At 59.7% G+C, this 20,615-nt stretch carries 24 protein-coding genes; 6 read left to right on the top strand and 18 right to left on the bottom strand.

Annotated features, from left to right (window positions below; translation table 11 throughout):
- The first annotated feature begins 77 nt into the window (after positions 1–77).
- From JSY17_RS06245 to JSY17_RS25605, 4 genes are all read left to right on the top strand, one after another.
- Positions 78–1,076 carry a sulfate ABC transporter substrate-binding protein gene (locus tag JSY17_RS06245; protein WP_122371615.1) on the top strand — a complete coding sequence of 333 codons (999 nt, stop codon included), beginning with the start codon at positions 78–80 and terminating at the stop codon, positions 1,074–1,076.
- Positions 1,077–1,608: 532 nt separating this feature from the next.
- The gene (locus JSY17_RS06240; protein WP_117181204.1) at positions 1,609–2,031 is read left to right on the top strand and encodes a hypothetical protein; all 423 of its coding nucleotides are present in this window, start codon (positions 1,609–1,611) and stop codon (positions 2,029–2,031) included.
- Positions 2,032–2,143: 112 nt separating this feature from the next.
- Positions 2,144–2,539, top strand: coding sequence for a hypothetical protein (locus tag JSY17_RS06235; protein WP_206402031.1), 396 nt, complete (start codon positions 2,144–2,146; stop codon positions 2,537–2,539).
- Positions 2,540–2,733: 194 nt separating this feature from the next.
- Positions 2,734–2,904: a DUF6124 family protein gene (locus tag JSY17_RS25605; protein WP_122371616.1), complete on the top strand. Its 171-nt coding sequence runs from the start codon at positions 2,734–2,736 to the stop codon at positions 2,902–2,904.
- Positions 2,905–3,140: 236 nt separating this feature from the next.
- Here the strand turns inward: JSY17_RS25605 and JSY17_RS06230 are convergent, their stop codons facing one another.
- The 10 genes from JSY17_RS06230 to ccmA all read right to left on the bottom strand — a co-directional run bounded on the left by JSY17_RS06230 (position 3,141) and on the right by ccmA (position 10,527).
- Complete coding sequence (locus JSY17_RS06230; RefSeq protein WP_117166686.1) at positions 3,141–3,542, bottom strand: hypothetical protein; 402 nt, start codon at positions 3,540–3,542, stop codon at positions 3,141–3,143.
- 10 nt (positions 3,543–3,552) lie between these two features.
- Entirely contained in the window at positions 3,553–4,740 is a 1,188-nt protein-coding gene (ccmI, locus tag JSY17_RS06225) for a c-type cytochrome biogenesis protein CcmI (RefSeq protein WP_206402030.1), read from the bottom strand.
- A complete protein-coding gene (locus tag JSY17_RS06220) occupies positions 4,737–5,207 on the bottom strand; it encodes a cytochrome c-type biogenesis protein (protein ID WP_117181199.1) in 471 nt (156 codons plus the stop codon). Before JSY17_RS06220 ends, ccmI begins: the two co-directional genes overlap by 4 nt.
- Complete coding sequence (locus JSY17_RS06215) at positions 5,204–5,740, bottom strand: DsbE family thiol:disulfide interchange protein (protein WP_206402029.1); 537 nt, start codon at positions 5,738–5,740, stop codon at positions 5,204–5,206. Before JSY17_RS06215 ends, JSY17_RS06220 begins: the two co-directional genes overlap by 4 nt.
- The gene (locus JSY17_RS06210; protein WP_206402028.1) at positions 5,737–7,710 is read right to left on the bottom strand and encodes a heme lyase CcmF/NrfE family subunit; all 1,974 of its coding nucleotides are present in this window, start codon (positions 7,708–7,710) and stop codon (positions 5,737–5,739) included. The genes JSY17_RS06215 and JSY17_RS06210 overlap by 4 nt, the downstream gene beginning before the upstream one ends.
- Positions 7,711–7,713: 3 nt before the next feature.
- Positions 7,714–8,181, bottom strand: a complete 468-nt coding sequence (gene ccmE / locus JSY17_RS06205) for a cytochrome c maturation protein CcmE (RefSeq protein ID WP_122371619.1) — start codon at positions 8,179–8,181, stop codon at positions 7,714–7,716.
- Entirely contained in the window at positions 8,178–8,354 is a 177-nt protein-coding gene (gene ccmD / locus JSY17_RS06200; protein ID WP_025260860.1) for a heme exporter protein CcmD, read from the bottom strand. Before ccmD ends, ccmE begins: the two co-directional genes overlap by 4 nt.
- The gene (locus JSY17_RS06195; RefSeq protein WP_206402065.1) at positions 8,351–9,145 is read right to left on the bottom strand and encodes a heme ABC transporter permease; all 795 of its coding nucleotides are present in this window, start codon (positions 9,143–9,145) and stop codon (positions 8,351–8,353) included. The genes ccmD and JSY17_RS06195 overlap by 4 nt, the downstream gene beginning before the upstream one ends.
- Before the next feature lie 72 nt (positions 9,146–9,217).
- Positions 9,218–9,889 carry a heme exporter protein CcmB gene (gene ccmB / locus JSY17_RS06190; protein ID WP_117181195.1) on the bottom strand — a complete coding sequence of 224 codons (672 nt, stop codon included), beginning with the start codon at positions 9,887–9,889 and terminating at the stop codon, positions 9,218–9,220.
- Positions 9,886–10,527, bottom strand: a complete 642-nt coding sequence (ccmA, locus tag JSY17_RS06185; RefSeq protein ID WP_183134004.1) for a cytochrome c biogenesis heme-transporting ATPase CcmA — start codon at positions 10,525–10,527, stop codon at positions 9,886–9,888. Before ccmA ends, ccmB begins: the two co-directional genes overlap by 4 nt.
- 189 nt (positions 10,528–10,716) lie before the next feature.
- Between ccmA and fliK the strand changes: the two genes are divergently transcribed.
- Entirely contained in the window at positions 10,717–12,297 is a 1,581-nt protein-coding gene (gene fliK / locus JSY17_RS06180) for a flagellar hook-length control protein FliK (protein ID WP_206402027.1), read from the top strand.
- Positions 12,297–12,617 (top strand): EscU/YscU/HrcU family type III secretion system export apparatus switch protein, encoded by a 321-nt coding sequence (locus JSY17_RS06175; protein ID WP_117166696.1) that lies wholly within the window; start codon positions 12,297–12,299, stop codon positions 12,615–12,617. The genes fliK and JSY17_RS06175 overlap by 1 nt, the downstream gene beginning before the upstream one ends.
- A 116-nt stretch (positions 12,618–12,733) precedes the next feature.
- Here JSY17_RS06175 and JSY17_RS06170 read toward each other — a convergent pair whose 3' ends face one another.
- The 8 genes from JSY17_RS06170 to JSY17_RS06135 form a co-directional block, all read right to left on the bottom strand.
- Positions 12,734–13,138: a DUF2802 domain-containing protein gene (locus JSY17_RS06170; RefSeq protein WP_117181192.1), complete on the bottom strand. Its 405-nt coding sequence runs from the start codon at positions 13,136–13,138 to the stop codon at positions 12,734–12,736.
- Positions 13,139–13,618, bottom strand: a complete 480-nt coding sequence (locus JSY17_RS06165) for a chemotaxis protein CheW (protein WP_025260867.1) — start codon at positions 13,616–13,618, stop codon at positions 13,139–13,141.
- 57 nt (positions 13,619–13,675) lie between these two features.
- The gene (locus tag JSY17_RS06160) at positions 13,676–14,536 is read right to left on the bottom strand and encodes a CheW domain-containing protein (protein ID WP_206402026.1); all 861 of its coding nucleotides are present in this window, start codon (positions 14,534–14,536) and stop codon (positions 13,676–13,678) included.
- 102 nt (positions 14,537–14,638) lie between these two features.
- Entirely contained in the window at positions 14,639–15,427 is a 789-nt protein-coding gene (locus JSY17_RS06155) for a ParA family protein (RefSeq protein WP_117181190.1), read from the bottom strand.
- 46 nt (positions 15,428–15,473) lie between these two features.
- Positions 15,474–16,361, bottom strand: a complete 888-nt coding sequence (motD, locus tag JSY17_RS06150; protein ID WP_117166700.1) for a flagellar motor protein MotD — start codon at positions 16,359–16,361, stop codon at positions 15,474–15,476.
- 6 nt (positions 16,362–16,367) lie between these two features.
- Entirely contained in the window at positions 16,368–17,108 is a 741-nt protein-coding gene (locus JSY17_RS06145; protein ID WP_117166701.1) for a flagellar motor protein, read from the bottom strand.
- Positions 17,108–18,262, bottom strand: a complete 1,155-nt coding sequence (locus JSY17_RS06140; protein ID WP_206402024.1) for a protein-glutamate methylesterase/protein-glutamine glutaminase — start codon at positions 18,260–18,262, stop codon at positions 17,108–17,110. Before JSY17_RS06140 ends, JSY17_RS06145 begins: the two co-directional genes overlap by 1 nt.
- 51 nt (positions 18,263–18,313) lie before the next feature.
- Positions 18,314–20,593 carry a chemotaxis protein CheA gene (locus JSY17_RS06135; protein ID WP_206402022.1) on the bottom strand — a complete coding sequence of 760 codons (2,280 nt, stop codon included), beginning with the start codon at positions 20,591–20,593 and terminating at the stop codon, positions 18,314–18,316.
- Between the last annotated feature and the right edge of the window lie 22 nt (positions 20,594–20,615).

The raw sequence follows: 20,615 nt of genomic DNA, 5'->3' as shown, positions 1-20,615 counted from the left end.
GCCAATGTCCAGCAGCTATAGTCGCGGCATTAGGCCATCAGCCTTATAACAATGACTGTCAACTCAAGGAATGCGCAGTGAAAAAAATCTTCGCCGCCTCGCTACTGGCCGCCGGTCTGGCTTTCGCCAGCGCCGCCCAGGCCGCCCCGACTCTGCTCAATGTCTCCTACGACGTGATGCGTGACTTCTACAAGGACTACAACAGCGCCTTCCAGAAGCACTGGAAAGCCGAGCACAAGGAAGACGTCACGGTACAGATGTCCTTCGGCGGGTCGAGCAAGCAGGCGCGTTCGGTGATCGATGGCCTGCCGGCAGACGTCATCACCATGAACATGGCCACCGACATCAATGCCCTGGCCGACAATGGCGAACTGGTTCCCAAGAACTGGGTGACCCGTCTGCCGAACAACAGTGCGCCCTTCACGTCCGCCACCGTGTTCATCGTGCGTAAAGGCAACCCCAAGGCCCTCAAAGACTGGCCGGACCTGATCAAGGATGGCGTGGAAGTCATCGTGCCCAACCCGAAAACCTCGGGCAACGGTCGCTACACTTACCTGTCGGCCTGGGGCTACACCCTGAAAAACGGTGGCGATGAAGCTGCCGCCCGCAAATTCGTCGGCCAGTTGTTCAAACATGTACCGGTGCTCGATACCGGCGGTCGTGGCGCAACCACCACCTTCATGACCAACCAGATCGGCGACGTGCTGGTGACCTTCGAGAACGAAGCGGAAATGATCGCTCGCGAGTTCGGTCGCGACCAGTTCGAAGTGGTCTACCCGAGCGTTTCCGCCGAAGCCGAGCCGCCGGTGAGCGTGGTCGACAAGGTCGTGGACAAGAAAGACTCCCGCGCACTGGCCGAAGGCTACCTGAAATACCTGTGGTCCCCTGAAGCCCAGGAAATCGCCGCCAACAACTACCTGCGCCCACGCGACGCAACAGTGTTGGCCAAGTACAAGGACCGCTTCCCGAAAGTCGACTTCCTGTCCGTGGAAAAAACCTTCGGTGACTGGCGCACCGTGCAGAAGACCCACTTCGTTGACGGTGGCGTGTTCGACCAGATCTACTCGGGCAAGTAAGCCGACCCGGGCCTCACCGGCGCTGTTGCGTCGGTGAGGCCTTTTTGTTTCTGCTGTCCCGTCTCTCAGAACACCTTATTTCGTGGGAGTCAGCTTGCTGGCGAAGTCGGTACAGACACAACATATGCGCCGGTTTTCACAGGCCTTTTTCCCCAGCAAGATGCCTCCTGCAAGTTTCATATATGCCCGGATTTACCGGCATTACCCGCCATCGCGCCTTTTTCATTGGTAACAAAAAGCTTGCACACCTTAGACGTAATGGCTATAAACATGCCACGCAAGTACGTCCGCTACTTGAATAAGGATATGAATATGTCGACACAGGGAAGGTGTTCAACTCAAGTGTACTCACACTTCGACTTCAAATTATCTGAATGCCTGCGCTGGACATGACCGCACACTAGCGTGTCAATCTTTCGACGCCTGCACATTCAAAACCGAACAAAAACAATACCTTTCTCAAAAGGAATGTTGCTACGCCTGATTGAAAGTTTAAAACCTTAAATCATCGCAACACAAAAAGGATTTTCACATGATCAAGAAGACCTGCCTGGCCCTCTTCGCAACTGCCGTACTCGCCACAGGCAATGCCTATGCCGCCTGTGCCAACCTCAACGTCAACAGCAGCGGCGCCAATGTGCTTGCCCAGGGCGATGCCGTTGTCTATGGCCCTTACAGCATTTCATGTGCAGGACCGCAGACTTTCACCTTTCAGGACTTGTCGGCGTCCAACAGCAACAACTCGATCAAACATATCTTCGAGAGACAGAACGGCTCCACCTGGACCGTCGTATCCAGCAGTACGAGCACCGGCGCGGCATCCGTCACCAAGACCTTCTCCATCAGCACCAACGGCACTTACCGTTATCGCATCGAAAACGTCGGTACTTCCCGGATCGCGAACTGGACAATGAGTGGCCGGGTCACCTTGTTCACCATTCCGGGCACGTTCTAACTCGTCCATTATCAAACTGAACAAAAACAATACCTTTTAAAAAAGGAATACTGCTATACCTGCTTGAAAGTTAAAAACTCAATAACTGCCAACATCAAAAGGATTTTTTCAAATGCTCAAGAAGACCTTCCTGGCCCTCTTTGCAACTGCCGTATTTGCCACAAGCAATGCCTATGCCGCCTGTGTCAACTTCAACCTCAACCGCAGTGGCGCAAACGTTTACCCCCAGAGTGATGCCGTTGTCTACGGTCCTTACAACACTTCATGTGCAGCGACACAAACCTTCAGGCTCCAGGACCTGTCGTCCAGGTATGTCACCAACAGTATCAAACACATTTTCGAGAGACTGGACGGCTCCACCTGGACCGTCATTTCCAGCACCACCAGCCTTGGAGGCGCCTCGCTGAGCTTTTACGCCCCTACCCCAGGCACCTACCGCTACCGGATCGAAAACGTAGGCACCACGACTGTCGCGAACTGGACAGCAACCGGCAGAGTCACCATCTAACTGAACAGTCTGGCAGTGATACGTTGTATTACTGCCAGACTTTCATATGTCCGTTATTGAAGTCACTGATTAAAAGCCATCTTCGCGGATGAATCCGCTCCTGCCATCGCCTGCTGTAAGCCAACGAAATGCCGCAAATATAGGACTTTTCTTACAGTCTTACCCACTTTCATACGAGTGAACTTTCCTGGAAAATCCTTCCACCCTTGCATGGGTGTTTACTGCGTTGCGCAGCCGCTACCGCTTACGAATCCGGCGACAGCCTCAACGGTCCGAAACGCGACCTGGCGTTCCCAGTCGTGCATCTGATCGGCATGGCCCGAAAGGAGCTTGACCGCTCGCTTGAGCGGATTGAACCACGCTGACCTGAATGGCACTCCTACGCTCTACTGCCGATCAACAAGGCAAGGCACAAACAAAACTTGTGGGAGGCAGCTTGCTGGCGAAAAAAGCCTGAAAAACCAACAGATATTCTGCGTCTGCACACTGAAATCGCCAGCAAGCTGCCTCCCACAGAGTGATTTATGACCTTCTGATCAGGAGCGGATTCATCCGCGAGAGGTCGGTACATTCAAGGAAAATGCACCGCCTCCCGGCCCACTCAATTACTGAACTGTCTGCCCAGCCCCGCCGGAACCCCACTGGCATCGGTCGCCTGCCACGGTCCGTTCGGACTGGTGGACCAGCTCCAGCCGTTGTTCCATTGGTAGTAGGTGCGCTGGCGGTAGAAGGTGTTGGTCTGGTCGTCCATCACGTACACGCCCATACGCGCATCCCAATGGCTGTTGCCGCCCGGTGGCGGGGCGAAGCTGGCGGAGGTTTTCGGCGCAGGTGCCGGAGCCTTGGGCGGGGTTTTGGGCGTAGTCGGGCGTGGGCTGCCGGGTTGCTGGCCGCCCGGCAAGGACTGGATGGGTTCCTGACCATGGGGCTCGGGTGGCTGAACCGCACAGGCACTCAAACCAAGAGCCAGTCCCAATAAGGTAATGCGTGCGGTGCGGTACATAAGCGACCCTCTATTTGTCAGGACTGTCGATAGTTAACGCCTGCTGCGCCGTGATGCTACTGGCCAGTGGCTGGCTGCGGCCGATCCACTCACCGGTGGTTGGCAGCCCTGCACGGGACACCCGTGCAACCAGTTGGACTTGCGCAAAGTTCGACAGTTTCAGTTGCGGCATCATTGCGTCGGAATCTCCCAGTTCGACCTGCGCAGGCAGGTCGGCCACGGTGATGCGCTTGACTGCCAGAGGTGCCGGAGGGCCATTCACGGCACGGGCAAAGATGAACACGCTGTCACCGGGCTGGACGCTGGCCTTGAGCGCTGGTGCCAAGTCGACACGGACCTTGATGCGTGCAGCATCGGCCACGACGGGAACCGCTTTCATTCCGAGGTTTTCACGGGCGCGGGCAATGCCGCCTTCCAGTGCCGAACGGGACGGGTCTTGCGGGGGCAATACGCTCAGCAGTCGCGTCCAGTAATCCACCGCGATTTGATAACGCTCGCTTTCATAAGCGGCGATGCCCAGCAATCCGAGGCTGGTGGCTTCTCGCGGGTCGGCCTTGAGGGCTTCGTCGGTGAGCGCCTGGACCTGAGGCGTGAATTGCTTGTTGCTGGCGAAATACAGGGCCTGGGCCCATTGCCCCAACAGTTCCGGTTGACGTCCGGCCAGGGCTACGGCGCGCTCGAGCATTTTTGCGGCATCGCCAGGACGTTCCTGGGCCATGTAGCTGCGGGCCAGGAAGTAGAACCCTTCTGCCGAATCCGGCTGGGCCTCGACGGTGCGCTCCAGACGACGGGTCATGTCTGCCAGGGACGTCGGCGGCTGGGAGAACTCACGGGCCAGTTCGACCTTGTCGCTGGCGCCATAGTGCAGGTACAGCCCCAGACCAAGAGTCGGCACCAGCAACGCCGCCAGCAAGGGCAAGGCCTTGCCCAGACGTGAGTGGCACACAGGGCCGGCGTCTTCGGTATCGGCCAGCAGTTCACGCGCTGCCTCGGCACGACCGCTCTGCATCTGCGCCGCCGACAACACGCCCTCCTCCTGCTGGCCTTGCAGCTCGGCCACGCGCTCCTGATACAGGGCGACGTTAAGGGCGGTGCGATCTTCTTCCGCTTGCACATGACGACCGCGCAGGACCGGGATCAACAAGAAACTCAGGGCCACCAGCAACAGCAGGCCGGCTGCCATCCAGAAATCGATCATTCTCGGTTTTTATCCAGCAGATGGGCGAGGCGCTGACGCTCCTCGTCGGAAAGAACGTCGGCTTCTTCGCGGCGCTCACCGCGACGACGCCCGACGATCACGCCTATTACGATCAGCCCCACAAGCAGCAGCGCGACCGGGCCGAACCAGAGCAGCCAGGTGCGTGAACTCAGCTTCGGGTTGTAACGCACGAACTCGCCGTAACGATTGACCATGAAATCGACGATCTGCTGATTGCTCTGGCCTTCACCGAGCATGCGGTAGATTTCCTTGCGCAGGTCGGCGGCAATCGGCGCGTTCGAGTCGGCGAGGTCCTGGTTCTGGCATTTGGGGCAGCGCAGTTCCTTGGTCAGTTCGCTGTAGCGAGCACGCTCGGCTTCGTCGCGAAACTGATAGGCATCGATCGCTGCCTGGGCGAAACCGGCAAGGCCCAGACTCAATGCGGCAGCAGTCAACCAGCGCTTCATGGTCTGGCCTCATCGACCAGCGTCTGATACAGCCCGGCCAGTTTCTCCCGCCAGACCGTTTCATCGATCACGCCGACATACTTGTGGCGGATGATGCCCTTGCTGTCGATCAGGAAGGTTTCCGGCGCACCATAGACACCCAGATTCACGCCCAGAGTGCCCGCTTCATCGCGGATATTGAGCTGATAGGGGTTGTGAAAGTCCTTGAGCCACTTGATCGCGTCGGCGTTCACATCCTTGTAGTTGATGCCGTAGATCACCACGCCTTGCTGCATCAGTTTGTTGAGCACCGGATGCTCGACCCGACAGGCGATGCACCAGGTTCCCCAGACATTCACCAGGGCCGGTTTGCCCAGCAGGTCGGCGCGGGTCAATACCTTGTCGCTCTCGACCTGTGGCAGGGAGAACTCGGGGAAAGGCTTGTCGATCAGCGCCGAAGGCAGCTCGGCAGGGTCCAGGTACAGACCGCGATAGAGAAACACTGCAACAACCAGAAAGATTGCCAGTGGCAGCACCATGATCCAACGCTTCATACCGCCGCTCCCGCCATGCCCAGCGCATCGCTCACCTTGTTCTTGACCTTGATCCGGTAACGCCTGTCCATGGCCGCCAGCATGCCGCCGAGGCCGGTCAGCAGGCCGCCGAACCAGATCCAGCGCACGAAGGGTTTGACATGGACCCGCACCGCCCAGGCACCGTTGCCCAAAGGCTCACCAAGGGCGACATACAGATCGCGGGTCACGCCTGCGTCGATACCGGCCTCGGTCATCATCGACTGCTGCACGGTGTAGAGGCGTTTTTCCGGATGCAGCACCGAAATCACCTTGCCATCCTGCAAGACCCGCACGGTGCCGCGATCCGAGGTGAAATTAGGCCCTTCGTAGTGCCTGGCTCCCTCGAACACGAACTGATAGCCGCCCAGTTCGGTGGATTCGCCGGGGGCCAGGCGCAGATCCCGCTCGTCACTGTTCTGGCTCGACAACACGACACCCAGAGCGCAGACCGCAATCCCGATGTGTGCCAGTTGCATGCCCCAGTAGCTGCGGCTCAGGCCGCGAGCCCCCTTGAGCAGGCCTTTGTGACGAGTCTTGTCCAGCAGGTCGCGAACGCCCGCCAACAATACCCAGGCCGCCAGCATGAAAGTCGCCATCACTGCCCAGTGGAAATCACCCAGTACAAGACCGGCGACAACCGCCAACACCGCACTGCCGATCAGCACCGGGGCCAGCATGCTTACCAGCCATTTGAGTGGCGTGTCTTTCCAGCGCACCAGCACGCCAACCGCCATCACCACCATCAGCAGCCCCATCAGCGGCACGAACAGCGCATTGAAGTACGGCGGGCCAACCGACATCTTGGCGCCGCTAACAGCATCGAGCACCAAAGGATAAAGAGTACCGAGCAGGATCATGGAAGCCGCTACCACCAGCACCAGGTTATTGCCCAGCAGCAGCGTCTCGCGGGACCACAGGCCAAAGCCCACGTGGCTTTTCACCACCGGCGCACGCACGGCGAACAGCGTCAGCGAGCCACCGACCACCACCAGCAGGAAGATCAGAATGAACACGCCCCGCTCGGGATCGGAGGCGAAGGCATGCACGGAGGTCAGCACGCCGGAACGCACCAGGAAGGTCCCCAGCAGGCTCAGGGAAAAGGCTGCAATGGCCAGCAATACCGTCCAGCTTTTGAAGACGCCGCGCTTTTCGGTGACTGCCAGCGAGTGAATCAGCGCCGTGCCCACCAGCCAAGGCATGAAGGACGCATTCTCTACCGGGTCCCAGAACCACCAGCCGCCCCAGCCCAGCTCGTAATAGGCCCACCAGGACCCCAGAGTGATGCCGATCCCCAGAAACGCCCAGGCGACGATGGTCCAGGGCCGCGACCAGCGCGCCCAGGCCGCATCCAGACGCCCGCCCAGCAAGGCAGCGATGGCAAAGGCGAAGGCCACCGAAAAACCGACATAGCCCATGTATAGCATCGGCGGGTGCACGATCAGGCCGATGTCCTGCAACAAGGGGTTGAGATCCCGGCCATTGGCCGGAACCTGGGGCAGGATGCGCGAGAACGGGTTGGAGGTCAGGATCAGGAACGACAGAAAGCCGACGCTGATCATGCCCATCACTGCCAGTACCCGCGCCAGCATGATCTGTGGCAGTTGCCGGGAGAAGACCGATACGGCGAAGGTCCAGCCGCTGAGGATCAAGGCCCAGAGCAGCAAGGAGCCTTCATGGGCCCCCCACACGGCACTGAACTTGTAATACCAGGGCAAGGCGCTGTTGGAGTTCTGCGCGACGTAGGCCACCGAGAAATCATCGACCATGAAGGCATGGGTCAGGCAGGCGAACGCAAAGACCAGAAAGCTGAATTGTCCCCAGGCTGCGGGCCGCGCCAGGCCCATCCAGAGCCGATCGCCCCGCCAGGCTCCCAGCAGCGGCACGATGGCCTGCACGACAGACAGGCACAGCGCCAGAATCATGGCCAGATGGCCGAGTTCAGGAATCATGACTCAACCCTGCTTCGATGGTGTGGGAGATGGAGCCGGAGCGGACTGGCCGCTTTCCTGCAGCGCCTTGGTCACTTCGGGCGGCATGTACTTCTCGTCATGCTTGGCCAGCACTTCATCGGCTACCACGACGCCTTCGGCATTGAGTTTGCCCAGCGCGACAATGCCCTGCCCTTCACGGAACAGATCCGGCAGGATACCGCGATAGGTGATGGTCACCGACTTGCTGAAATCGGTGACGACAAAGCGCACATCCAGAGAGTCGGTCGAGCGTTGCAGTGAACCCTTGGCCACCATTCCGCCTGCCCGGATACGCGTATCCAGCGGCGCTTCGCCATTGGCGATCTGGGTCGGGGTGTAAAACAGGTTGATGTTTTCCTTCAGGGCACTGAGCGCCAGAGCCAGGGCAATCCCGACCCCGGCCAGTATCGCGAGGATGATCAACAGACGCTTCTTGCGCAGCGGATTCACTTCTTGCTCTCCCAGCGCAGACGACGCGCCTCTTGTTGCAGGTAACGCCGACGTGCCAGCAACGGCAGCGCCACATTGAGAATCAGCACGAACAGGCAGATACCGTAAGCCGACCAGACGAACAGGCCATGGCGGCCCATGGCCAGAAAATCAGCGAATGACTCGAAACTCACTGTGCGCCTCCGCTGTTTGAAGAACTCGGATTCTGACCCAGGCTGTTGAGGATTTCGGCTTTCACCCAGCTGGAGCGCGACTCGCGCTTGAGCACTGCAAGGCGCATGCGCACCAGCAGCACGGCCCCGAAAAAACAATAGAAACCCAGGGTGGTGAACAGCAGCGGCAGCCACATTTCAGCAGGCATGGCCGGCTTTTCGGTGAGGGTGAAGGTCGCGCCCTGATGCAGAGTGTTCCACCACTCCACCGAGTACTTGATGATCGGAATGTTCACGACACCAACGATGGCCAGCACCGCACAGGCCTTGGCGGCGCTGTCGCGGTTGGTGATGGCATTGCCCAAGGCGATCAGACCGAAGTACAGGAACAGCAGAATCAGCATGGAGGTCAGCCGCGCATCCCACACCCACCATGAGCCCCAGGTCGGCTTGCCCCAGATGGCTCCGGTGACCAGGGCCACGGCCGTCATCCAGGCACCGATGGGAGCGGCGCTCTGCAGGGCGACATCGGCCAGTTTCATCTTCCAGACCAGACCGACCACGCCACAGACCGCCAGCATCACATAGCAGGACTGGGCCAGCATGGCAGAGGGAACGTGGATATAAATGATGCGAAAGCTGTTGCCCTGCTGATAGTCAGGCGGCGCAAAGGCCAGCCCCCAGACCGTGCCGATGCCGATCAGCAGCACTGCGGCAATGCTCAACCAGGGCAGCAGGCGCCCGCTGATGCCGTAGAACCACTTCGGTGAACCGAGCTTGTGAAACCAGGCCCAACTGATGCTGCTTTTCATCACGCTGCTTTTCATCACGGTGCATTCCGGGTTTTTACTGATGGCCAGCCTTTGCCAGCCTCAGAACCTCAATTATTCGCCGACGCTGATCTTCAGGCCTGCGGCTATTGCAAAGGGTGTCAGGGTTACAGCCAAAGCGGTCAGGCTGCCAAGCCAGAGTAGATAACCGGTTGCCGGCATGCCTTGCAGGGCTGCTTGCAATGCGCCACTGCCCAGGATCAGGACCGGGATATACAACGGCAGGATCAGCAAGGCTAGCAACAGGCCACCACGTTTCAAGCCGACAGTCAGCGCGGCACCGACGGCACCCAGCAAGCTCAGCACCGGCGTGCCCAGCAGCAGGGAAAACAGCAGGACCGGCAGGCATTGAGCGGGCAGACCGAGCATGAGCGCCAGCAGCGGCGCCAACAATACCAGTGCCAGCCCGGAAAAAACCCAGTGTGCCAGTACTTTGGCCAGTACCAGAAGCGCCAGAGGGTGTGGCGAAAGGACCCATTGTTCCAGTGATCCATCCTCGAAATCACTGCGGAACAGCCCGTCCAGCGAGAGCAGGACCGATAAAAGCGCCGCGACCCAGAGCAACCCTGGCGACAAGGTTTGCAACAATTGAGTCTGCGGGCCGACCGCCAGAGGGAACAATGCAATCACGATAGCGAAAAAGACCAGTGGGTTGAGCAGCTCCGCCGGGCGACGCACCAGCAGACGCGCCTCACGGGCCAGCAGCAGGGTAAATACATTGCTCATACCGACCACTGTCCCAGATCAATATCCCGATAACCCGCAGGTATGCGGCTCAGTGTGTGATGGGTGGTCATGACGATCATTCCGCCTTTTTCGCAGTGTCGGGCCAGATGGTTTTCCAGTTGCGCGACACCCTGCTTGTCCAGAGCGGTGAAAGGCTCGTCGAGAATCCAGATCGGCGGCGTTGCCAGATGCAGGCGCGCCAGTGCGACACGACGCTGTTGACCGGCGGACAGGGTATGACACGGCACATCCTCGAATCCCTGCAAGCCGACAGCCTCGAGTGCCCGCCAGATATCAGGCGCCTGCACCGGCTGATGCAGGGCACAGAGCCAACTGAGGTTCTCTGCCGGGGTCAGCAAATCCTTGATCCCGGCGGCATGGCCGATCCACAGCAGGTTACGCGCCAGTTCGGCCCGCTGCCCTTCAAGAGGCTGGCCATTGAGGCGAACCTCCCCCGCCGTTGGCTGCATCAGGCCGGATAACAGCCTCAGGAGGCTGGTCTTGCCACTGCCATTGGGGCCGCTGATCTGTACCATGTCGCCCGTGTCGAGGCGCAATTCAAGGTTCTCGAACAGCATGCGCCAGTCACGTTCGCAGCACAGAGCGGTCGCTTCCAGAAGAGGTGTCGCCAGGGTCATCGGGGGCTTCCAGCATGGCGTTGGTACGTCGAGGGACAACGTACAAGACGCAGACAGAGAAAGGGACGGTTCAAGTCGGTATTGAAACAGCCGTTACAGTGATGCAACTTTATCTCCGGTCCATGCGTGGCCGACATTATACATGTGTGTCCTGATACCAAGAGGGCAACTTCCACAGGTCGAGATTCAATGACGGGTGATATCACCAGCGTTCCTGCCGCGACACCGCCTGCCGCCTTGCTGAAGGCGACAGTGACTCAGGCGCAGGTCCTGACCTTGCTGCAAGCGGCAGACAATCTCGTGCCCGAAGGCGAAACCGCCGAAGCCGAGGTACTGACCCTCAAACAGGTCAATCAGCAATTCCAGTTACTGCTCAGGCTGGCGCTCGCCAATGGCAGCCAGACCAACCTGCCGGTCAACAGTAGCCTGCCCTTCACGCCAGGTACCACCCTGCAAGTGGCACAATCTTCGCCCAATGAACTGACGCTGACCTTGCAGCAGATCAACAACGCGTTGAAAAACTCGCAAACCAGTATCGATCTTAAACAATTACCGGTGGGTTCCCTGCTGCAAGGCAAGGTCATGACCAGCCAGGTCGTCAATCAACTGGCCGGAGCGCAGAGCTATCGCTCGATCGTGATGCTGCTCAATACCGCTCAGGCCGGCACCATCCTGACCATCGAGAGTCCCAAGCCGCTGACCGTTGGCAGTCTGCTCAGTGCCCAGGTGCAGGGCAATCAGTCGCTGAACTTCGTCCCCCTGCCCGGCCGCCTCGATCAACTGGCGGTCGCGCAGCAACTGGCCACTCAGCAGAATCGCCAGGGCTCGCTGGAAAACCTGATTGCCGCCCTGCAGAACCTGCCGCGCTCCAACCCTGCGATTCCCGCGCCGTTGCAGGCCAGCATCAATCAGATACTGGCCAACATTCCCGACATCGAGCAGATGAGAACGCCAGGCAATGTCGCTCAGGCCCTCAATGCCAGCGGCATGTTCATGGAGGCCAAGCTGCTGGCCGGCCTGAACCCGGCGCAAGTGCCAGACATGAAAGCCAACCTGATGCGCCTGATCGCGCAGGTTCTGCCCGAACTGCCGGGCAACGCTTCGTACAATGCGGCTGCGGCATCCAACATGTTGACCCGGATCATCCCCAGCACCATTCGCAACGCCCTGGGCACCCTGGGTCTGGTAGCTCCGCGCCCGCAACCCAGCAGTTTCCCTCTCCCCTCCCGGGATGTCAGCGGTGGCGAAAGGGAAGAGGATCTGGAGCTGCTCCTCAAGCTGGCTGCTGCCGCGGTGTCGCGCCTGCAAAGCCATCAACTGGGCAGCCTGGAACAGACCCGGACCAATGCCGACGGCACACAGGTCACTACGTGGCAGATGGAAGTGCCGATGCGCAACGCCCACGATATCGTGCCCCTGCAGGTCAAGATACAGCGTGAAGATGCGCCGGAACAGGAAGCCGCCGAGGATCAGAATGGCAACGACGTAAAAGGCCCACGGGAAAAGCTCTGGCGCATCGACCTGGCCTTCGATCTGGAGCCGCTGGGACCTTTGCAGGTCAGTGCGCAATTGATCAGCGGCACACTGTCCAGCCACCTGTGGGCCGAACGCCCCGGCAGCGCGACCCTGATCGCTCAGGAGTTGGGTTATCTGCGCGAACGGCTGATCGCCTGCGGTCTGGCGGTGGGCGAGCTGGCCTGCAGTCAGGGAGTTCCCCCACAAGGACCGCGTACCACACTTGAACAACGCTGGATCGACGAGAACGCCTGATGAGCCTACCCGACCACATGCCGCGTCAGGCCATCGCCCTGACCTACGATGGGCAACAGGCCCCAACCCTGAGCGCCAAGGGCGACGATGAACTGGCGGAAGCGATTCTGGCGATTGCCCGGGAGCACGAAGTCCCGATCTACGAAAATGCCGAACTGGTCAAATTGCTGGCGCGCCTGGAGCTGGGCGACAGCATCCCCGAACAGTTGTATGTGACCATCGCCGAAATCATCGCCTTTGCCTGGCACCTCAAGGGCAAGTTCCCCGCAGGCCAGGACCCGGATGCGCCGCCGATAGAGCGGGATATCACACCCCGGTAAACCGCGCCGCATAGCAGCAATACCGTCGTCGCGAGCAAGCTTCCTCCCATAAAACCCGTGGGAGGGAGCTTGCTCGCGACGGGTCAAGAAGGTCTTTGCGCGAGAACCACAGGAGGTTATTGATCAGCCGTATTGCGATGCAACTTGCTCATCAATTGCGCTTCGGCCTGGGTCAGGCCGCAGGATTGAGTCAGTTCATCGACACTTGCCCCCATACCGACCAGGCGTGCCGCCTGGGCGAAGGACAGCGTGGAGGGATCGCGCTGTTCAAGTGCCGTGAGCTTGTCAGGCAGAGGTGCAACCATCGCACGCAACTCATGCAGGTCTTCCCCCATGCGCACCGTGCCGTTCTGGAAGGTGTCCACACGCTTGGCCAACTCCCGGATCCGCTGGTCCCGCAAGGCACTGGCCTCATCACGTTCAGCGTCAAGAACCCGCTGACGCCTGGTATGAGCCAGGAACATTCCCAGGGTCACGACCCAGAGAATGCCCAGGAAGACAACTGCTACCTCAAGAATCAATCAGATGTTCTCCAGCTCGGACCACTCTTCTTCGGACATCATCTTGTCCAGCTCGACCAGGATCAGCAGCTCGCCGTTCTTGTTGCAGACGCCCTGAATGAACTTGGCAGTTTCGTCGTTGCCCACGTTCGGCGCGGTTTCGACTTCGGACTGACGCAGATAAACTACTTCAGCCACGCTGTCGACCAGAATACCGACCACCTGCTTGTCGGCTTCGATGATCACGATACGGGTGTTGTCGCTGACTTCCACCGGAGCCAGGCCGAAGCGCTGACGGGTGTCGATCACGGTCACAACGTTACCGCGCAGGTTGATGATGCCCAGCACATAGCTTGGCGCACCCGGCACAGGAGCGATTTCGGTGTAACGCAGCACTTCCTGGACCTGCATCACGTTGATGCCGTACGACTCATTGTCCAGACGGAAAGTCACCCACTGCAGGATAGGATCTTCGGAACCTTGTGCAGACGTCTTATTCATACCGCTAACCCCTCACGTGTGTACTCTGCGGGCAACGCCACTGGCGCCAACCCATGATTATCTCGATTTGTTCAACTGCTTGACCGCGCCACTGGCTATCAACTCGGCCAATTCTGCAACATCCACCAACGCGCACATATGCTCGATCACTGTTCCCGCCAGCCATGGACGCTGACCACGATGGCCCCGCCATTTGATCTCTGCCGGATCGAGGCGCAACGAACGACTGACCTGATGCACTGCCAGCCCCCACTCGTAGCCTTGAACCGAGATCACGTACTGCAATCCCTGGCGAAAATCGTCGCGGTAGCGATCAGGCATGATCCAGCGCGCGGTATCCAATACTTTCAGGTTGCCTGCCTGACTGGGCAGGATCCCGAGAAACCAGTCCGGCTGCCCGAACAGGGGTGTCAATTCCTGGCCTGCCAGAGGATAGATCGACCCCAGGCATATCAGCGGTACGGCCAGCGTCAAACCCGCCACATCGAACAACAGGCACTCGAAAGGCTCGTCGGCCCAGGCCGGACGCCCCTCACGGGTCGGCGGCGGAGTCGGCGTGCGTTGTTCACCCAGGGTGCTCAACTGCACGACAGGCTCGACCACTTCCACTTTCGGCACCGCAGCTTCGGCAACGATCACCGGCGCAGGCACTTCGACAGGTGTCGCCACCGGAACCGCAACCGGCGCAGCTACCGCGACGGGTACATCCACTGGAGCAGGTGCCGCAACGGCCACTGCAACGGGTTTGACCTGCTGCCTGCGCGCATCGAGGGCCTGCTCTTCGAGCACTGCTGCCTGGAACTCGTCGATGGTATTCGACGGTTCTTCCAGTTCTTCAGTGGCATCCTGAAGCAAGGCATCGAGATACGACTGCAATGCCAGTTTTGGTCGTGTAGCAACTTCTAAAGGGCGGTTCATACCTGGGCCCAACGAAAAATGGAGCGAGTGCCGCCTGATAAGCTTATCGGCCGCATTGAGGCCTGACTTGAGCGGGCTGCACAGAAAGAGTAAGGACGCACGTCAAGCCACCTGAGCCGTAAGCTGCTCGGAGAGCATGTGTTTGAGCAACGCCCGGTAAGCCATGACCCCACGGCTCTTGCCGTCGTTCTGCGAAGGCGTGATACCGGCACGGCTGGCATCGCGCAGACGGGTGTCCACAGGCACGTAGGCTTTCCAGACATGATCGGGAAACATGTCGCGCAACAACTTGAGCGTCCCCATTGAAGCCTGGGTCCGACGATCGAACAGGGTCGGCACGATGGTATAGGGCAAAGGCGTCTTGCGTGACCGGTTGATCATCGCCAGGGTATTGACCATACGCTCCAGGCCTTTGACGGCCAGGAACTCGGTCTGTACCGGAATCGCCAGTTGCTGGCTGGCTGCCAGGGCATTGACCATCAGAACGCCCAGCAAGGGCGGACTGTCGATCAGGGCATAGTCAAAATCCTGCCACAGCTGTGCAAGGCTCTTGGCGATGACCAGCCCAAGACCGCTCTGCCCCGGCGACTGGCGCTCAAGGGTGGCCAGGGCCGTGCTCGAAGGCAGCAGGGAAATACGTTCATCACTGGTCGGCAGCAGCAACTGGCCAGGCAACCCTTCAGGGACCGAGCCTTTGTGCAGGAACAGATCGAAGACACTGTGTTCAAGCTCGTCGGGGTTATGCCCGAAGTAGCTGGTCATGGAGCCGTGGGGGTCCAGATCGACCACGACCACGCGCTTGCCCGCGTCGGCCAGCAAGCCGGCCAGGGCAATGGTCGTAGTGGTCTTGCCGACTCCACCTTTCTGATTGGCTACTGCCCAGACTCTCATTGATGTTTTTCCTTCCGCACAACGACGACCATATCGATAACGACTACTAGAGGGCGGGTGACGGAGAATTGACGGAGTTCGCTCGTACCGGCGGCTTTGCTGGCACAGGTGCAGTTTGTGTGCCAGCACGCCTCAAAGCTGCATCCGGTTGTGCATTGGCCGTTCCGGTGCTGGTCAGACTACGCCGAACATCGAGATTACGCGAGATGACCAGCACCACGCGACGATTCTTTGCACGCCCTGCAGCCGTGGTGTTGGTTGCAATCGGCTGGAACTCGCCATACCCCACCGACGCCAGTCTGGCGGGATTGACACCGTCCATGGCCAGCATGCGCACGATGCTCGCGGAACGGGCCGACGACAGCTCCCAGTTGGTGGGGTATTGAGCCGTGCTGATCGGCTGGTCGTCGGTGAAACCTTCAACGTGAATCGGGTTGTCGAAGCGTTTGACGATCCCGGCCACCTTTTCAATGATGGTGAATGCCTTGTCGCTGGGCATGGCATCGCCACTGCCGAACAACAGGCTGGAATTCAGTTCGATCTCGATCCACAACTCGTTGCCGCGCACGGTCATCTGGTCGGACTTGATCAGGTCACCAAAGGCATCGCGCACATCTTCAGCGATGGTCTGTAACGGATCGTCGGACTTCTGGCCTATCCCGGCATCGGTCTGTTCGCTGTCCTTGAGCAACGGCTGGGCAGGCGTGACGCTCTGCGGACGCTGCTCGCCGATGGGAATGGGTTTCATGGTGCGCTCGGCATCGTTGAACACGCCGACCAGCGCCTGGGAAAGAATCTTGTACTTGCCTTCGTTGATCGACGAAATCGAGTACATCACCACGAAAAAGGCAAACAGCAGCGTAATGAAGTCGGCATAGGAAACCAGCCAACGTTCATGATTCTCGTGCTCTTCGGGTGGACGACGGCGAGCCATGCGGCATTACTCCATGAAGCCTTGCAGCTTGAGTTCGATGGAGCGCGGGTTTTCACCCTCGGCAATGGACAGCAGACCTTCGAGCAGCATTTCCCGGTAACGGGCCTGACGGTGGGCAATGGCCTTGAGCTTGTTGGCCACCGGCAAGAGAATCAGGTTGGCCATCGCGACACCGTAAATGGTCGCAACGAAGGCCACGGCGATACCGCTGCCCAGCTGGCTCGGATCGGCCAGGTTGCCCATCACATGGATCAGCCCCATGACCGCGCCGATGATCCCCACGGTCGGCGCATAGCCGCCCATGCTTTCAAATACCTTGGCCGCCTGGATGTCGCGGGTTTCCTGGGTGATGAGATCCACTTCCAGAATGCTGCGAATCGCTTCGGGTTCGGCACCGTCCACCAGCAACTGCAGGCCCTTGCGGGAATAGTTGTCGGGTTCGGTATCGGCAACCGTTTCCAGGCCCAGCAGACCTTCCTTGCGGGCAGTCAGGCTCCAGGCAATCACCCGGTCGATACCGCCAGCCAGATCGATGCGTGGCGGGAACAGAATCCAGCCCACGATCTGCATGGCACGCTTGAAAGCGCCCATCGACGACTGCAACAGCGAAGCACCCAGCGTACCGCCCACCACGATCAAGGCTGCCGGGCCGTTGACCAGAGCGCTCAGATGCCCGCCTTCGAGGAAGTTACCGCCAATGATGGCAACGAATGCCAGGATAAGACCGATAAGACTCAGTACATCCATCAGAGACAGGCCTCGACCAGATGCCGACCGATATCGTCCAGGCTGTAGATCGCATCCGCCAGATCAGCTTTGACAATCGCCATCGGCATGCCGTAGATCACACAGCTCGCTTCGTCCTGTGCCCAGACGCTGCTGCCGCCCTGCTTGAGCAGACGCGCACCTTCACGGCCGTCGGCGCCCATGCCGGTCAACACCACAGCCAGCACCTTGTCGCCATAGGACTTGGAAGCCGAACCGAAGGTGATGTCCACACAGGGTTTGTAATTGAGGCGTTCGTCACCCGGCAGGATTTTCACCGCGCCGCGACCATCCACCATCATCTGCTTGCCACCGGGTGCCAGCAACGCCAGGCCCGGACGCAGGATGTCGCCATCCTCGGCTTCCTTGACGCTGATCTTGCACAGTTTGTCCAGACGCTCGGCAAAGGCCTTGGTGAAGGCAGCCGGCATATGCTGGATCAGGACCAGAGGTGCCGGGAAATTGGCAGGCAACTGGGTCAGCACCCGCTGCAATGCCACCGGACCACCGGTGGAGGTACCGATGGCGACCAGTTTGTAGGCCTTGCGCTTGGGCGAACCCGAGTGAGCCTGGGGAGCCGGCGCGTGATGCGCAGGCGCATGGGCTGTCGGCGCGGCCGCAGTGCGAGGTGGAACTGTACGGGCTGTCGGCACGCTCGCACGGCCTGGCGCAGCGGCCGGGGCCGGTGCAGGCGCGGCAGGCGCTGCGGCTGGCGTACTCATGCCACTGAAACGACGATTGCTGCGTGCGATGCTGTTGATCTTCTCGCACAGCAGTTGCTTGACCTTCGTCGGATTACGCGAAATGTCTTCGAAATTCTTGGGCAGGAAGTCCACCGCACCGGCGTCCAGGGCATCCAGCGTGACGCGGGCACCTTCATGGGTCAGTGAGGAGAACATCAGGACCGGAGTCGGGATGCGCTGCATGATGTGTCGAACCGACGTAATGCCATCCATCATCGGCATTTCGTAGTCCATGGTGATCACATCCGGCTTGAGCGCCAGAGCCTGTTCGATTGCTTCCTTGCCATTTGTCGCCGTGCCGACGACCTGGATGTTTGGGTCCGATGAAAGAATTTCCGATACGCGGCGGCGGAAGAAACCGGAATCATCCACCACCAGGACCTTGACTGCCATAAACACTCCAATAGGCGCAGCAGGCAGCTTGCGCTGCCCGCGACCCCAGAATCAAATACGCCGTGCGGCGTAACGCTTGAGCATGCTCGGTACATCCAGAATCAGGGCGATGCGACCGTCACCGGTGATGGTGGCGCCCGACATGCCTGGCGTACCTTGCAACATCTTGCCCAGCGGTTTGATAACCACTTCCTCCTGACCGACCAGTTGATCGACCACAAAGCCGATACGCTGAGTGCCAACCGAAAGGATCACGACATGGCCTTCATGCTGTTCTTCATGGGCGGCAGAGCTGATCAGCCAGCGCTTGAGATAGAACAGTGGCAGAGCCTTGTCGCGAACGATCACGACTTCCTGGCCATCGACGACGTTGGTGGTCGACAGGTCCAGGTGGAAGATTTCGTTGACGTTGACCAGCGGGAAGGCAAAGGCCTGATTGCCCAGCATGACCATCAGGGTCGGCATGATTGCCAGTGTCAGAGGCACCTTGATGACAATCTTGGAGCCCTGGCCCTTGGTGGAGTAGATGTTGATCGTACCGTTGAGCTGGGCGATCTTGGTTTTCACCACGTCCATGCCCACGCCGCGGCCGGAGATATCGGAAATCTCGGATTTGGTCGAGAAGCCCGGGGCAAAGATCAGGTTGTAGCAATCGGTATCGCTCAGGCGATCGGCAGCATCCTTGTCCATCACGCCACGCTTCACGGCGATGGCACGCAGAACGTTGGGATCCATACCCTTGCCGTCATCGGAAATCGACAACAGGATGTGGTCGCCTTCCTGCTCGGCAGAAAGAATCACCCGTCCGCCACGTGACTTGCCGGAAGCTTCACGCTCTTCAGGCATTTCGATACCGTGGTCGACCGCGTTACGCACCAAGTGGACCAACGGGTCGGCAAGCGCCTCTACGAGGTTCTTGTCCAGGTCGGTTTCTTCACCGACCAGCTCCAGGTTGATTTCCTTCTTGAGCTGACGCGCCAGGTCGCGAACCAGTCGCGGGAAGCGACCGAAGACTTTCTTGATCGGCTGCATCCGGGTCTTCATCACCGCGGTCTGCAGGTCGGCGGTGACCACATCCAGGTTCGACACGGCCTTGGACATGGCTTCGTCGCCACTGTTGAGCCCCAGGCGAACCAGACGGTTACGCACCAGCACCAGTTCGCCGACCATGTTCATGATCTCGTCCAGACGCGCGGTATCGACCCGTACGGTGGTTTCCGCTTCGGATGCCACAGGCTTTTCAGCCGGGCCGCCCGCAGCAGGTGCGCGAGCCGGAGCCGGAGCCGCAGGTGCTGCTGGTTTGGCAGCAGGCGCCGGAGCCGGGGCCGGAGTCGGCTTGGCTGCAGCAGGTGGTGGCGGAGGCGGTGGCGGCGCGGCGGCTGCCGCATTACCGGCAAGAGCCTGAGGCTCGAACTTGCCTTTGCCATGCAGCTCATCGAGCAGATTCTCGAACTCGTGATCGGTGATCTCGTCGCTGGCCGCTGCAGCAGCAGGAGCTGCAGCCTTGGCAGGCGCCGGAGCAGCCGCTGCTGCGACCGGGGCTGCTGCGACACTGGCATCGAACGAGCCCTTGCCATGCAACTGATCGAGCAAGGCTTCGAATTCGTCGTCAGTGATTTCATCGCTGGCAGGTGCAGCGCCACTGCTCTGGGCAGCCGCTACCGGAGCGGGTGCAGGAGCGGAGACGGCATCAGGCGCAAACTGGCCCTTGCCATGCAACTGGTCGAGCAGCGATTCGAATTCCTGATCGGTGATTTCATCACTGGCTGCCTCAGGAGCTTGCGCAGCAGGCGCTGCATCGGCCTTGGCCGCGCTCATGGTATCGAGCAGATGCTCGAACTCGGCATCCGTGATGTCATCGCTTGCGGCCGGCTCCACAGGAGCAGCCTCGACAACAGGAGGTGGTGGTGGCGGTGCAGCGGCCTCGGCCTGCTGAGCCGACTCGGGCTCGGCAAGACGCGACAGCGCAGCCAGCAGTTCCGGAGTCGCAGGTGTAAGGTCGGTACGCTCGCGCACCTGACCGAACATGCTGTTGACTGTATCCAGAGCTTCAAGGACCACGTCCATCAACTCGGCGTTAACGCGGCGCTCCCCCTTGCGAAGGATGTCGAACACGTTTTCGGCGATGTGGCAGCACTCCACCAGCTCATTGAGCTGGAGGAAGCCGGCGCCCCCTTTTACAGTGTGAAAACCGCGAAAAATTGCATTGAGCAGATCCGCATCATCTGGCCGGCTTTCCAGCTCGACCAACTGTTCAGACAACTGCTCCAGAATTTCGCCGGCCTCTACCAGAAAATCCTGAAGGATCTCTTCATCGGCGCCGAAGCTCATTGGGGTGCTCCCTAAAATTAAC

This window comes from Pseudomonas capsici, from assembly GCF_017165765.1.
In the GTDB taxonomy this organism is placed as follows: Bacteria; Pseudomonadota; Gammaproteobacteria; order Pseudomonadales; family Pseudomonadaceae; genus Aquipseudomonas; species Aquipseudomonas capsici.
This window is presented reverse-complemented; position numbering and strand designations above follow the sequence as displayed.

Bases quoted from the DNA above. Each gene is read 5' to 3' on its own strand.
- motD (WP_117166700.1), bottom strand. From the start codon at position 16,361: ATGGCTCGCCGTCGTCCACCCGAAGAGCACGAGAATCATGAACGTTGG.
- JSY17_RS06230 (WP_117166686.1), bottom strand. From the start codon at position 3,542: ATGTACCGCACCGCACGCATTACCTTATTGGGACTGGCTCTTGGTTTG.
- JSY17_RS06140 (WP_206402024.1), bottom strand. From the start codon at position 18,262: ATGGCAGTCAAGGTCCTGGTGGTGGATGATTCCGGTTTCTTCCGCCGC.
- JSY17_RS06175 (WP_117166696.1), top strand. From the start codon at position 12,297: ATGAGCCTACCCGACCACATGCCGCGTCAGGCCATCGCCCTGACCTAC.
- JSY17_RS06220 (WP_117181199.1), bottom strand. From the start codon at position 5,207: ATGAAGCGCTGGTTGACTGCTGCCGCATTGAGTCTGGGCCTTGCCGGT.
- JSY17_RS06165 (WP_025260867.1), bottom strand. From the start codon at position 13,618: ATGAATAAGACGTCTGCACAAGGTTCCGAAGATCCTATCCTGCAGTGG.
- fliK (WP_206402027.1), top strand. From the start codon at position 10,717: ATGACGGGTGATATCACCAGCGTTCCTGCCGCGACACCGCCTGCCGCC.
- JSY17_RS06240 (WP_117181204.1), top strand. From the start codon at position 1,609: ATGATCAAGAAGACCTGCCTGGCCCTCTTCGCAACTGCCGTACTCGCC.
- ccmA (WP_183134004.1), bottom strand. From the start codon at position 10,527: ATGACCCTGGCGACACCTCTTCTGGAAGCGACCGCTCTGTGCTGCGAA.
- ccmI (WP_206402030.1), bottom strand. From the start codon at position 4,740: ATGATCGATTTCTGGATGGCAGCCGGCCTGCTGTTGCTGGTGGCCCTG.
- JSY17_RS06135 (WP_206402022.1), bottom strand. From the start codon at position 20,593: ATGAGCTTCGGCGCCGATGAAGAGATCCTTCAGGATTTTCTGGTAGAG.
- JSY17_RS06155 (WP_117181190.1), bottom strand. From the start codon at position 15,427: ATGAGAGTCTGGGCAGTAGCCAATCAGAAAGGTGGAGTCGGCAAGACC.
- JSY17_RS06235 (WP_206402031.1), top strand. From the start codon at position 2,144: ATGCTCAAGAAGACCTTCCTGGCCCTCTTTGCAACTGCCGTATTTGCC.
- JSY17_RS06215 (WP_206402029.1), bottom strand. From the start codon at position 5,740: ATGAAGCGTTGGATCATGGTGCTGCCACTGGCAATCTTTCTGGTTGTT.
- JSY17_RS06145 (WP_117166701.1), bottom strand. From the start codon at position 17,108: ATGGATGTACTGAGTCTTATCGGTCTTATCCTGGCATTCGTTGCCATC.
- JSY17_RS06210 (WP_206402028.1), bottom strand. From the start codon at position 7,710: ATGATTCCTGAACTCGGCCATCTGGCCATGATTCTGGCGCTGTGCCTG.
- JSY17_RS06195 (WP_206402065.1), bottom strand. From the start codon at position 9,145: ATGAAAAGCAGCATCAGTTGGGCCTGGTTTCACAAGCTCGGTTCACCG.
- JSY17_RS06160 (WP_206402026.1), bottom strand. From the start codon at position 14,536: ATGAACCGCCCTTTAGAAGTTGCTACACGACCAAAACTGGCATTGCAG.
- ccmB (WP_117181195.1), bottom strand. From the start codon at position 9,889: ATGAGCAATGTATTTACCCTGCTGCTGGCCCGTGAGGCGCGTCTGCTG.